The organism is Clostridium folliculivorans, from assembly GCF_024341905.1.
GTDB classification, from domain to species: domain Bacteria; phylum Bacillota; class Clostridia; order Clostridiales; family Clostridiaceae; genus Clostridium_AR; species Clostridium_AR folliculivorans.
In genome coordinates, this window is sequence record NZ_BQXY01000003.1 from 220744 (window position 1) to 234880 (window position 14137).

Annotated in this window: 11 protein-coding genes; 4 read left to right on the plus strand and 7 right to left on the minus strand. The window is 30.2% G+C overall.

The genetic code is table 11. From position 1 onward, the window contains the following. Positions 1–95: 95 nt before the first annotated feature. A complete protein-coding gene (gene adhE, locus OCU55_RS11185; RefSeq protein ID WP_261852401.1) occupies positions 96–2702 on the plus strand; it encodes a bifunctional acetaldehyde-CoA/alcohol dehydrogenase in 2607 nt (868 codons plus the stop codon). A gap of 179 nt (positions 2703–2881) precedes the next feature. Here the strand turns inward: adhE and OCU55_RS11190 are convergent, their stop codons facing one another. The 6 genes from OCU55_RS11190 to OCU55_RS11215 all read right to left on the minus strand — a co-directional run bounded on the left by OCU55_RS11190 (position 2882) and on the right by OCU55_RS11215 (position 9994). Beyond that, positions 2882–3661, minus strand: coding sequence for a serine hydrolase (locus tag OCU55_RS11190; protein ID WP_261852402.1), 780 nt, complete (start codon positions 3659–3661; stop codon positions 2882–2884). A gap of 144 nt (positions 3662–3805) precedes the next feature. After that, a complete protein-coding gene (locus OCU55_RS11195) occupies positions 3806–4903 on the minus strand; it encodes a 6-phosphofructokinase (protein ID WP_261852403.1) in 1098 nt (365 codons plus the stop codon). A gap of 153 nt (positions 4904–5056) precedes the next feature. After that, entirely contained in the window at positions 5057–5503 is a 447-nt protein-coding gene (locus OCU55_RS11200) for a hypothetical protein (RefSeq protein WP_261852404.1), read from the minus strand. Positions 5504–5713: 210 nt separating this feature from the next. After that, on the minus strand, positions 5714–6556 hold the full coding sequence (locus OCU55_RS11205; RefSeq protein WP_261852405.1) for an undecaprenyl-diphosphate phosphatase: 843 nt from the start codon (positions 6554–6556) through the stop codon (positions 5714–5716). Between the two features lie 479 nt (positions 6557–7035). After that, positions 7036–8013: a mannose-6-phosphate isomerase, class I gene (gene manA / locus OCU55_RS11210; RefSeq protein ID WP_261852406.1), complete on the minus strand. Its 978-nt coding sequence runs from the start codon at positions 8011–8013 to the stop codon at positions 7036–7038. Between the two features lie 127 nt (positions 8014–8140). Further along, positions 8141–9994, minus strand: coding sequence for a tetratricopeptide repeat protein (locus OCU55_RS11215; RefSeq protein ID WP_261852407.1), 1854 nt, complete (start codon positions 9992–9994; stop codon positions 8141–8143). A gap of 170 nt (positions 9995–10164) precedes the next feature. Between OCU55_RS11215 and OCU55_RS11220 the strand changes: the two genes are divergently transcribed. The 3 genes from OCU55_RS11220 to OCU55_RS11230 are packed head-to-tail and all read left to right on the plus strand — an operon-like array spanning position 10165 to position 13172. Further along, a complete protein-coding gene (locus tag OCU55_RS11220; protein WP_261852408.1) occupies positions 10165–11031 on the plus strand; it encodes a hypothetical protein in 867 nt (288 codons plus the stop codon). Positions 11032–11085: 54 nt separating this feature from the next. Next, positions 11086–12432, plus strand: a complete 1347-nt coding sequence (locus OCU55_RS11225) for a Mur ligase family protein (RefSeq protein ID WP_261852751.1) — start codon at positions 11086–11088, stop codon at positions 12430–12432. Between the two features lie 11 nt (positions 12433–12443). Beyond that, complete coding sequence (locus OCU55_RS11230) at positions 12444–13172, plus strand: type 1 glutamine amidotransferase (RefSeq protein ID WP_261852409.1); 729 nt, start codon at positions 12444–12446, stop codon at positions 13170–13172. A 54-nt stretch (positions 13173–13226) separates the two neighbouring features. On the opposite strand, the gene OCU55_RS11235 is transcribed toward OCU55_RS11230, so the two are convergent. Continuing rightward, entirely contained in the window at positions 13227–14018 is a 792-nt protein-coding gene (locus OCU55_RS11235; protein ID WP_261852410.1) for a polysaccharide deacetylase family protein, read from the minus strand. Positions 14019–14137 lie beyond the last annotated feature (119 nt).

Consider the following 14137-nt stretch of genomic DNA (forward strand, 5'->3'; position numbering starts at 1 on the left):
TCTAAAAATTTCACTTGATTTGTAAAAAAGTTTGTTATATTATTAACATAATAATTAAATTTTTAACAAACTTTTTTTGAAAGAGGGGATCTGTAATGAAGGTTGTAAACAATGAAGATCTATTAAAAAAACTCGACGAGGTAAGAAAAGCACAAAAGTTATTTGCCACTTACTCCCAGGAAAAAGTAGACGAGATATTTAGAAATGCAGCTATAGCTGCAAATAATGCACGAATTAAATTAGCCAAAATGGCTGTTAATGAAAGCGGAATGGGAGTTCTTGAAGATAAAGTGATGAAAAATCATTTCGCCGCTGAATATATTTATAACAAATACAAGGACGAAAAGACTTGTGGTGTTATTGAATACGATGAAGCTGCTGGTTTTAAAAGAATTGCAGCTCCAATCGGAGTAATAGCTGCTGTTATCCCAACTACAAATCCTACCTCCACTGCAATTTTTAAAGCTTTAATAGCTTTAAAAACTAGAAACGGAATAATATTTTCTCCACATCCTAGAGCAAAAAATGCCACTATTGAAGCTGCACGAATTGTTTTAGATGCAGCCATTAAAGCTGGTGCCCCAGAAGGTATAATCGGTTGGATAGACGAGCCTAGTATCGAACTTTCTCAAACCATAATGAGAGAATCAGATATGATATTAGCTACTGGCGGTCCTGCAATGGTAAAGGCAGCTTATTCCTCTGGAAAACCTGCTATTGGTGTTGGAGCTGGTAACACTCCTGCAATCATAGATGATAGTGCTCATATAAAAATGGCTGTTAGTTCAATTCTTTTATCAAAATCCTTTGATAACGGTGTTATATGTGCGTCAGAGCAATCTGTTCTAGTGCTTGATTCAGTATATGATCATGTAAAAAGGGAATTTGAAGACCGTGGTGGTTACGTATTAAAAACTTCAGAAGCTGAAAAATTGAGAAAGATACTTTTAGTTAACGGCAATATAAATCCTAATATTGTTGGTCAATCAGCTGTAAAAATTGCTGAACTCGCAGATATAAACGTTCCTGAAAACACAAGAGTTTTAGTTGCGGAAACAGAAATAGTGGATTTCTCTGAACCTTTTGCACACGAAAAGCTTTCACCTGTTCTTGCCTTGTACAAAGTAAAAACATTTGATGAAGCTGTTGAAAAAGCAGAATTTCTTATTGAGCAAGGAGGCCTTGGACATACTTCAATCCTATATATTGATACTTTAACTCAAAAAGAAAAAGTAGACAAATTTACATCAGCTATGAAGACAGTGCGAACATTAATAAATGTGCCCGCAACCCACGGAGCCATGGGCGATGTATTTAATTTTAGGCTAACACCATCATTAACCCTAGGCTGCGGTCCATGGGGTGGAAATTCTGTATCAGATAACATCGGACCAAAACACTTATTGAATATAAAAAATGTAGCTGAGAGGAGAGAAAATATGCTTTGGTTTAAGGTCCCACAAAAGATTTACTTTAAATATGGTTCTTTACCTTTTGCTATTAGAGAACTAAAAGACATGAATAAGAAAAAAGCTTTCATCGTCACTGATAAAATACTAAATGATCTTGGGTATACAGATAAAGTTACATCTGTTCTTTCAGAAATAGGTATTGATTATAAAGTATTTACTGAGGTAGAACCTGATCCTACTCTTTCTACTGCAATAAAAGGTTCTAAAGAGATGTTAAATTATGAACCTGATGTAGTCATTGCCCTTGGTGGCGGCTCACCGATGGATGCAGCTAAAATAATGAGAGTCCTATATGAACATCCTGAGATAAAGTTTGAAGATGTTGCTATGAGATTTATGGATATAAGAAAAAGAATATGTCCGTTCCCTAAGTTGGGAACTAAAGCAATGATGGTGGCTATAGCAACTTCAGCTGGTACAGGCTCTGAGGTTACTCCATTTGCTGTTATTACTGATGAAAAATCCGGTATAAAATATCCGCTTGCTGATTATGAACTTACTCCTGATATGGCAATAATAGATGCAGAACTCATGATGAATATGCCTCGAGGATTAACTTCAGCTTCCGGAATAGATGCATTAACACATGCAATTGAAGCTTATACATCTATCCAAGCATCAGAATATACAAATGGTCTAGCTTTAGAAGCAATTAGATTAATATTTAAATATCTACCAACTGCTTACAACGAAGGTACAACAAATATAAAGGCCAGAGAAAAGATGGCTCATGCTTCCACAATGGCTGGTATGGCTTTTGCAAATGCATTCTTAGGAGTTTGCCATTCAATGGCTCATAAGCTTGGATCAGAACATCACATACCTCATGGAATTGCAAATGCTTTATTAATTAATGAAGTTATTAAGTTTAATGCTGTCGACAATCCAAAAAAACAAGCTGGTTTCCCTCAATACAAATATCCAAATATAAAAAACAGATATGCTAATATAGCAGATCATGTAAAGCTTGGTGGAAATACTGAAGACGAAAAGTTACAATTATTAATTGATGCAATAGATGCTTTAAAATTAAAGATCAATATTCCAATGTCAATTAAAGAAACTGGAGTATCAGAAAACTCCTTCTACAGAACTTTAGACGATATGTGCGAACAAGCCTTCGATGATCAGTGTACTGGAGCAAATCCAAGATACCCATTAATAAGTGAAATTAAAGAAATGTATATAAATGCATTTGAAGGCACTGAATATACTAAAACTTCAAAATAGTTTATGATATCCGAAAGAATTTAAAAATATAAGTTTTATTATGAAGTGGTACATCCATATATATACAAAAATCAGTAAATCAACAATTATAAGTTGATCTACTGATTTTTTATATTTATTATTCATATTTTTGAAAAATTATAACTCCTAGAAACCTAGGAGTTATCAAGAGTTTGGGCTCAATGCCAATTATTCATTAAATTGTCCCACATCATCTTACCACATTTAGCAAGAGTTATTGTTCCGTAAACACTGTTTGGTATATCCATAGACAATACTGAAAATGCAAAACTACCTTTGCTTAACTCTATAAGTTCAGTATCATTTTCAACACCACTCTTATCTCCAGTTTTACTAGAAATATCATATTTCAAATCTTCTGGAATATAAAGTGCTAATTTATTTTTTATTTGCTGTCTTCTCAATATGTCTACAAGCATTGTACTATTTTCTTTGCTCAAATAAGTAGCTTTGTAAAGATGCTTCCATAAAAGACACAAATCATATGCACTAGTCATGTTTTCAACATCAGAGTGTTTGTGTCTCTCATCAGTAGTTTTCCTATTTAATTCCGTATTCTTCAAGTTCATCTCTTTTAATATTTCATTTATTCTGTCCATTCCAATGATATCAATTATCTTATTTGCGGCAGTATTATCACTTTGTATTAACATTGCAACTAAGAGTTCAAACACAGTATAGTCTCTATCATTAAATTCATGAATAATTCCAGTACCATAAACTTTATCTTGTTTTTCTATCTTTATTTTATCCAAAAAGTTAAGTTTTTCGAGCTCAACTTCTTTAATTAAAGCTATAGCAATTGGAAGCTTCATACACCCCGCTGCTGTCATCTTAACGTTTTCATTATAACCATAAGTATAACCACTCACCAAATCCTCGAAGAAAAATCCATATGTTCCGATCCTTGTCTCTAAATATTTTTTTATCTCCTTCATAATACCCTCCAGCTTTCTATGTTTGATGTCTATACTAATTATAGCATATTTTCAGAATATTTAGAAGTATTTTATAAATATTCTTATTATTTCTATTTTAAGCTTTATAAAAGCACTAATTCATATGAATTAGTGCTTTTGATATTAATCTCCAAAGGAAATTCCTATTTTTTTAGCAACAGTTACTAGTTCTCCATCTGGATTTACATCCTTAGTCTTTCCAATAACATTCTCTAAGCTTTCATAAGAAATAGCATCACCTTTTAAGCAAACCATATTTCCGAACTTTCCTTCATTAATCAATTCAACAGCAGCTACACCATATCTAGTTGATAATATTCTATCATAAGTAGAAGTATTTCCACCTCTTTGTATATGTCCAAGAACAGTACTTCTTACTTCATGATTTTTTATTAAATTTTCTAAATCAATTGCCAACTTATTTGCAATTCCACCAAGTCTTATTGGATCAGGTGAATCAGCAACTACTTTAGAAACAACTACTTCACCATTTAATGGTTTAGCACCTTCTGCTACTACGATTATTGAGAATGGTTTACCTTCAGCTTCTCTTTGTCTTATTTTATCTACTATCTTATTAATATCATATGGAATCTCAGGTATCAATATAACATCAGCCGAACCAGCAATTCCTGATTCTAAAGCTATCCAACCTGCATTTCTTCCCATTACTTCTAAAAGCATTATTCTATGATGTGATTCAGCAGTAGTATGCAATCTATCAAGAGCTTCGGTTGCAATTTCTATTGCAGTATTAAATCCAAAAGTTACATCTGTAGCTTCTAAATCATTATCTATTGTTTTTGGAACTCCTATAACATTAACACCTTTTCTTGCAAAATCTCTTGCAGATGTTAGCGTTCCATCGCCACCGATTACTACTAATGTATCTATGCCTTCTTTTTTCAAGTTTTCAACTCCAACATCAGATACATCTTTTTTCACAATCTTTCCATCTTCTTCAACTTGATAATCAAATAGATTATCTTTGTTTGAACTATATAAAATGGTGCCTCCTCTGTGAAGAATTCCAGATACTGACTCAAGTGTTAGAGGAACTAAATCATTGTTATAAAGACCTCTATATCCAAACTTGTAACCATAAACCTCATAACCATACTGTAATATAGCAGTTCTAGTAACTGCCCTTATCACTGCGTTTAGCCCTGGGCAATCTCCTCCACCAGTTAATAATGCGATTTTTTTTACTTTTTCTGCCATCTCATATCCCCCTCTACCCGAATGTTCATTCTTTTATATATTTTTGTGTAAATGTGTACATTAATTTCTATTTAATGATATCACATTAAAATCTTTGTGAAAAGTATATTTTTTTAATATTGAAAATTTTATAAAATATTCTCAAAATTAAATTTATTTCAAGATTAATTCCTTATATACTTCTTCATACTTTAGCATATCTTCTGTATTCTCTGTTTTACTCATGTTTGCATGCATCTCTAAATAGAAACCTTTGTCGTCAATCATATTCATTTCAGACAATTTTTTCAAACTATCTAGAGAAAATAGAGCTTCCCATTCTTCTTTACCTATATATTCTTTATATTCATCATATTCATCCTTTGTTAGTACTGTCTCAAATTCACCATCGTAATATAATACGAGTTCCCCATTCATTTCTTTCAAATTTTCTATCTTTGCCCAAACTGGCTCATTTATAGTATTTCCCTTAATTATTACAATAAGTTGATTTTTAATTACAAGTAATTTACTTAGTTGCACCCATGACACATCTAAATCATTTTTACTCCATTTTTTCCTATCAAGTATAACTTTAATTCTATCTGCTACTATAGACATATCCTCACTCCATTCTTTTTATGTTATTATTCTCTTTAATATGTCTATTAATTCAAATAATAATTAGCAAAAACGGAAAATTTTCAAATTTAATAATCCTATCTATTAGCTTAATCAAATAGTTAAAATATTATAATGATCTAAAAATTCCAAAAAAAATTGAGTACATATTAATTTCTCTTATGTACTCAACTTTTATATTATATGTTCTTATTTTATTAATTTAGCAAGTATTAAAGCTATTAATATAAGTCCTGCAAACAATCTATAAACTGCAAAGACTCTCATAGGTTTCTTCTTTAAGAAAGCTATAAATCCATCCACTACAATTAATGCAACTATAAATGCCACAACAAAACCTGCCACTAACGCAACTACTTGAGTAGAAGTAAGCGTAGCGTAATTGAACTTTATCATTTTAAGAGCAGATGCCCCCATCATTATTGGAATAGCTAAAAAGAATGAAAATTCTGCAGCAACTGCAGTATTTAAACCAGAGATCCATCCTCCAATTATTGTAGATGCACTTCTTGACATTCCAGGCCACATTGCTAAACATTGAAAAAGGCCTACTTGTATTGCTTGACCATAACTAATCTCATCAATATCCTTAACAGATCTTGCTCTTCTAGCTTTCTTTCTAAAACTATTTTCAGCTACTATTAATAATATACCTCCAACTATAAAGCCTATAGCAACAGTTTTTGAGCTGAATAGATATTTATCTATCATATCGTTAAATAACACACCTAGTATTAAAGCAGGAATCGTTCCAACAACTATTACTAACCAGAACTTAATTCCTTTTTTCTCAAACTTGAAGAAGGATTTTATCATCGTCCATATCTTATTCCAATATAAAACTACAATAGCTAGTATTGCACCTAATTGTATAACTATTTCAAACATTTTAGTAAATTCAGTTCCATTAAAACCTATTAAATCACCAACTATTATCATATGTCCAGTAGATGAAACTGGAATAAATTCAGTTATCCCTTCTACTATACCAATTATTATAGCCTTTAAAATAAATATAAAATCTAACGCCATATGCTCACTCTCTTTCACTTGTTATTTGACATACCACTTAATTATAAAATTTGGTAGTTGTTTTGTCCATTAAAAATTAATTAAATTTAGTTTACATTATTGTGAACTCTCTTCTATGGTAAAGTACTGAAATTAATTGGTTAATCATCCGACGCTTAAATGAGCTAACGCAAAGAATTAATATGATTTTGTCATATTCCATGGCTAAAACTGTAAACTCACTACGTTCGAACAGTACAGTTTCTTAACGCCATTCCATCTGAAAAAATCATTTAATTCTAATAGCTTGCTCATATAGCGTCTCCTGCTTAACCAATTAATTTCAACAATCTTCTTGAACAGATCCAAATAAAACAATGATATTTGAAGATGTATAAACAAAAAATTCCAAGATTTATAAAGAGGTAAGACCAAAACTTGAAGCTTGAGCCATATCACTTCTTTACTCCTGGAATCGATAAATCTAAAATCTATAATCTTTATTTTTTAACTATTTCTAGTATTTCAGTCTCTACTTTTTCAACATCTGGTACGAAGCTCTTTAATAGTGAAAGACTTCCTGAAATCTCGTATTCTCCAAGGTTTGCAGGGATAAATATGCTATCACCTTTTTTAACAGAAATTTCGCCAGCTGAGTACTTAATAGTGCCCTTACCTTCTACACAAGTGAATATGTAGAACCTTTCTTCATCACTGAATTCCTTTACTGCCTTATCCACATCATACTTTATTATTGTAAAATAATCACAAAGAGCTAAGTATGTCTTAGAAAATCCATCGAAATCTACTTTTAACCCGTTACTGTTTTCACCCTTTAAGCTGAAGTCAATAACATCCAAAGCCTTTTCAACATGAATTTCTCTTCCTCTATTATAATCATACACTCTATAAGTTGTATCGCTATTTTGTTGTATTTCAGCTATTACTACACCTTCACCAATAGCATGAACTAGTCCGCTCTTAACAAAGAAAAAATCACCTTTGTTAACTTCAATCTTATTTAAGTATTCATCAAAGTTTCCAGTGTTAATTGCATTAACAAACTGTTCTTTTGTACAATTTTTAGTTCCAACAATTAAGTTAGCTCCTTCAAAAGCTTCAAGTACATACCAACATTCAGTCTTTCCTAAATCCCCTTCTACTCTTAAACCATATTCATCATTTGGATGAACTTGCACAGAAAGTTTATCTTTCGCATTTATAAGCTTAACTAAAAGAGGAAATCTCTCCTTATCGATTTTAGTACCAACTAATTCGCTACCTAATCTTTCAATAAGTTCTTTAAAGGAAGTTCCTTTATATTTACCATTAGAAACTACACCTGTTCCATTTGGATGGCACGCTATATCCCAGCTTTCACCTATTTCCCCTTCTGGAAGATTATCTCTAAAAAGTTCAAAATCTCTTCCTCCCCATATCTTATCATAATAGATGTTGTCAAAAATAATTGGATACATAATGTATTCCTCCCTTGTAGTACTTAATAAATTAATGATATAATATGATACTTCAAATTTCTAGTTTTGTATATACAAGTTTCTAATAAAAGATTTCCTTTCGAACACTACGACTATATATCTTATCTTAATAAAACAATGTAAAGTCTGGAACCTTTATACTAGAACCATCTTCCTTATTATAGTCATCATAAATCTTCTTCGCTTTCTCATAATTTTCAGTAATTGTTTTTTTAGTATATTCATCAGTTGACTGTAGTATTCCAGTATAAGCAGCCTTCAAGTTAACCATACCTCTTTCAAGATCTCCATTTATAGAAATATAGAAGCAACCTGCATTGTTTAAGGTAAGAATATCATTTTTATCTGCCGCATATGCAAATCTTATTTCTTTTATAGCATCTGTGTTTTTATTATCTCCTAAATATATAGTTCCAAGTGTCCTGTGATACTTTGGCTCCGATTCATTTAAAGCAATTGATTTTTTTAGTAAGTCTACACAATCATCCTTTTTATCTTGCTTAAGTTTGATAATAGCCATATTATAAACTATTTCACTATCATTAGGTTTGATTAATGACGCTTTATAGAAGAACTCATACGCTTTATTTAAGTCTTGTTCTGTATACCAATAGTAATTGGCTATATTTAAAAGTATGTTGTAATTATACGGTTCTTTTAATAACGCAGTTCTAAAGAATGGTTCAGCCTCTTTATTTTTATTCATTTTCTTTAGAATTTCAGGCATTAAGAATCCATAATTATCAGGATAATCCTTATTCTTAAGAATACTGTTGTTACAGTATTCTAGGGCCTTTTTATAATCTCCTTTGTCTAGATAGTACCAAGCTGCTGTGTGATAAACTCTGTAATCTTCCTTGTTACTGTCAATAACTTTATCAAGAAGCTCATCAGCTTCCTTAGTTTTATTAGTATTTTGAAGAGCTGAAGCTCTTATTAGCTTAACTACAATTTTTCCTGTGTCCTTGTCATTCAGTGAATCTAAATACTTTATAGAATCATCAGCAGTTTCATTAGTCATAGAATATACTTTTGCTAACCACATATTGTATGCTACATTATCTTTGTCTTTTTCTTTTAATGCTATTAGTTTTTCTAGTAATGCATCTCTATTGTATGATGAAATCTGCGCAAGAACATCGTAAACTTTATATTCATCCTTATCTAGCTTCCAAGCCTTTTCAAGATATTTAAATCCATCATCCCATTTATCAACAAGAATTTTCATTCTTGAATAATCAGCCATATCATAAGCAGATTTTTCATCTACTGGATAGGTATCAATTAAAGTCTTTGCTTTATCAACCTTATTGTTCGACATATAGGTAGAAAACATAGTTTTTATTAAAGGCTTATAGTCTTTATATTTTGATAAAGCTGCTTCCCCTTGTTTTAATGCCTCATCAAAATCTTTGTTCATAAAATCAGTAAAAACTATGTAATTAAGAAGATATTCATCTTTTTCTTTAAAGTCTTTCTTTTTTTCACCATTCTTTTCTATATACTTGTTTCTTTTATCTAAGGAGTTCTGAAGTAACTCTCTTGATTTTTCAACATTTCCTTGAACTGAATAGATTTCAGCTATCTTTACATCCCAAAGAGGCCACGTTTCCTTCTCATTAAGTTTGCTATATTCCTCTATTGCTTTACCATATTCATTTTTATAGAAATACTGTTCTGCTTTATTTGTAGCTATTTTTACGGTTTGGTCTTGAGCTTGTCTATAAAAATAATATGAAGTAGGCGTAGCAATCACTACTATTGCTGCTATTACTATTGCTGCTATTTTAACTTTTCTATTTTTAAAATTTAAATTCTTCAAATCTATTTTTCTTATACTTGATAACATAGGAACTAATTTATTTTTATAAAATCTTTTAATAAAACTTAAATCTAACTTTCTTAAACCAGTTAAAACGTTGTCAAAAATATTCTTTAGGGATTCAGTAAACTTACTCATAATTCCTCCAAATTTTAAATTCTCTTCTTATTCTAGCAAAAACACTAAAAAAAATCTACTTTCATCATTATATTTAAATTGAATAAACTCAATTGGTACTTATATATATTGGTGCAAAATTAATATTGTGATATACTATATTTTAGTTTATAGGGTAGGTTGTGATTAAAATGCACTTTTCAAAGAAAAAACTTGTTGATTTAATATTGCTATTCTTACTTTTTACTATTATTGGGATTATCGTATACTTCTATTTACCAAATGCAAACTTAACAATGAGTAGTATTTTGTATAATAATACGGCTAATAAAATTGAATACAAAAAAGATAAAACCGGCGACGAGGTTAGTGAAATATATTTAACTCCTGTTCCAATAACAAAAAATCTTCAGCTTGTGTCTACACTTCTATCAACTAGCGATTTGACTTTTGGATATTTAGATAAATCTGAAGATGCAGATATTAATTTCTTAAATAAATTCGTAAATGAAAAAGGAGTAAACTTGATTTTTGCAAAAGATGACCAGTTTGATACCTTATCTAAGCTTGGAGTCAATCTTTGTTCATCTAAATCATATTTTCAAGCAAATTATCAAGGCAAAAGAATTAATTTTATCTATATAGACGTAGATAATGAATCTACAGACAATTTCAATAGGATGATGAATGCCGTAAAAGACTTGAAAAAAAACAAGTTGCCAGTTGTAATTTATGTTGATTCATCAAAACCATTGAATGATGAATACATAAAGGTTCTTTCAAAAACTGGAGCAAACTTAGTTTTAACAAGCAGCTATGACAAATATAAATTTAAACTTATAAACAACACTGTTTTTGTCAATAATTGTAACAATACAGAAACCAACTATATACCTCAATTTTCTTTTATATTTTATAAAAACTATTCAGTATCTATAGGTATAAAACTTATAATAACTGATTACGAGAAAAAAGATTCTGTAATAAAAGATTTAAATAATAGATCTTATAACATTCCATTTAAGATTAGTGAAAAATTCAACTATATTGATTACTAATTGATTAGCAATCATTTCATAAGTATATAATTAATTATAAAGGTGGTGTCTTAAATTAAAATTAAATCTTTAATTAGTATAATAGCAGCAAAATTAACATTATTCTTTTCAAAAAAATTATTTAAAGGTGGCAGTAATTTTCCTGGCAAGATAGCTCTAAAATTTGATAGTTCCATACTAAAAACCATAACAAATAATTATAAAATTATTATGATCACTGGAACTAACGGGAAGACAACTACCACAAGTATGATCTACAACATTATAAAAGAAGCTGGATATGACGTAATAACAAATAGTACAGGTGCAAATATGTTACCGGGAATTACTTCATGTTTTATAGATAACTATAAATTTGGTAGTTCAAAAGAAAGATATGCTGTAATCGAAGTTGATGAAGCTAATCTAAAGTTTATAACCAAGCATTTAACTCCTTGGTCTATTACAATAACAAATTTATTTAGAGATCAGCTTGACCGTTATGGAGAAGTTTACACAACTCTCTCAAAAATAATGGAAGGTGTCAATCTTGTTCCAAATACCAAGCTTATATTAAATGGTGATGAATCCCTTTTAGGAGATTTAAAAGTTCCAAATCCTATAACTTATTTTGGTTTTGGTTTATCCCCTACCAACGAAAAAGTTATAGATATTAATTCAGATGCAAAATTTTGCAAGTTTTGTAAAACAAATTATGAATATAATTTTGTATCATATAACCATCTTGGAGATTTTTATTGCCCAAGCTGTGGCTATAAGAGACCTGAATTGAAATATACTCTTACAAGTGTACTTGATATAACTTCAGACAACTCTCTAGTTGAATTTAATAATCATGAGTTCAATGTAACTCAATCTGGAGTGTATAATATTTATAATGCTCTTTGCGCGTATGCAATAACTAAAGAACTTGGTATTGATGATGAAACTATAAATATTTCCTTAAACAAACAAGAATCCAGTTTTGGTCGTCAAGAAGTTATTAATGTTGATGGTAAGGAAGTTAAAATAATTTTAGTTAAAAATCCAGCAGGTTACAATCAGGCTATTGACACCCTTTGTCTTAGTAAAGATAGCTTATCAGTAGCATTCTTCTTAAATGATAATTATGCAGATGGAAGAGACGTATCTTGGATATGGGATGTAAACTTCGAAAAACTTTCAGCATTAGATTTAAAAGATATTCTTATATCTGGTGAAAGAATGTATGATATGGCGGTTAGATTAAAGACTTCTGGTATTCCAACTGATAAATTTAAAATAAGTTCTGAATTCTCAAATATAACCGATTATATCAAAGATTGTAGTGGTGAAAAGATATATATCCTTGCAACTTATACCGCTATGATAAACTATAGAAAATATCTGCATTCTAAAGGTTATATAAAAAAATTATGGTAAGAGGTGATACTATGGAATTAAATATATGCCATTTATATCCTGATTTATTGAATGTCTACGGAGATATGGGAAACATTCTTATACTTAAGCATAGAGCCGAAAGTAGAGGTATTAAAACTAATATAGTTAATGTTTCTATTAATGACCCATTCGAAGAAGATAAATATGATATTGTGTTTTTTGGTGGTGGTCAAGATTATGAACAATCTATAGTGTCCGATGATCTTATAAATACGAAAAAAGATGCAATTCAAAAGTATATTGAGAGTGAAAAAGTATTTATTGCTATCTGTGGTGGATATCAACTATTAGGAAAATATTACACTACCCCAGAAGGTGAAAAACTTGAAGGGTTAGGTATTCTAGATATATATACTGAACCTGGAGACACAAGATTCATAGGGAATACTGCAATAATCAATGAGGAATTTGGTGAAACCTATGTTGGTTTTGAAAACCATTCTGGCCGTACTTATATAAACAATCATAAACCTTTAGGTAAATGCCTTCATGGTTATGGCAATAATGGTGAAGATGGCAACGAAGGTTGTATTTATAAAAACACTTATGGTTCATACTTTCATGGATCTCTTCTATCAAAGAATCCTGAATTTGCTGATAGAATGATAAAAACAGCTTTAGATATACGATATGGAGAAATTGCCTTGGATGCTTTAGATGATTCTTTAGAATATAATGCTAAAAATGCAATTCTAAGCAGATTAAATAAAAGTAATTAAGATAAGATAAAATGAATAATTCTTAAAGAACAAAAAATAATCAGTGCTAACTGATTATTTTTTGTTTATAACTCTTACCTTTTTTAGATACTCATACTCTTGAGTGGTCATTTCACTTAACGATTTAAATCTATAACCTTTTTCTTTATAAAAGTCAATTATTTCTGGCAAGGCATCAATAGTTGAACTTTTATGATCCGCATCATGCATAAGAACCACTGCAACTCTATAAACATCACCTTGTTTTTTTACATTACCAATAAGTTGTTCCTTACTTATATTGGATCCTACTGCATCTCCTATGCTAACATTCCAATCTATATAATCAATATCACTTTTTTCCAACCTGTTTTTAATATTCTTTAATATATCTGGTCTGCAATATGTATTCAGTGATCCACCAGGCATTCTCACAAAAATCCTTTTATTTCTATAAATTAGTCCTTTAGTGCTATTTACGTACTTATTGAAATCATTAAAATAGCTATCTTCACTTTTATATAGAGTTTCATAATGGTGATCATAACAATGTGGGTATATATCCATACCATTTTCATATAAACCTTCAACAACTTCAACCGTATCATTCCTTATATTTTCACCAACAATAAAGAAACTAGCCTTAACATTTTTTTGCTGAAGTACGCTTAAAATTCTCTTACTGCTTGAATGTCCTGGTCCATCATCAAAAGTCAGAAAAACAACCTTTTTATCCCCATGACTTACATACAGCTCATCTCTATCACAATTCATTATTTTATTATTCAACGGAACAGCCAATACTTGTTTACAAAATATACTAACAAAAAGTAATATTATTATTATACTCTTCCTTACAATGCTCACCCCTGATTGCCCATATTTATTACCTCCTTCATAATACTTGATATTGAAATTCTACCGTTTATATCTACAATTAGTTTATCCGCCATTCAATATAATATTTCAGTTAATTTCTGCTACTT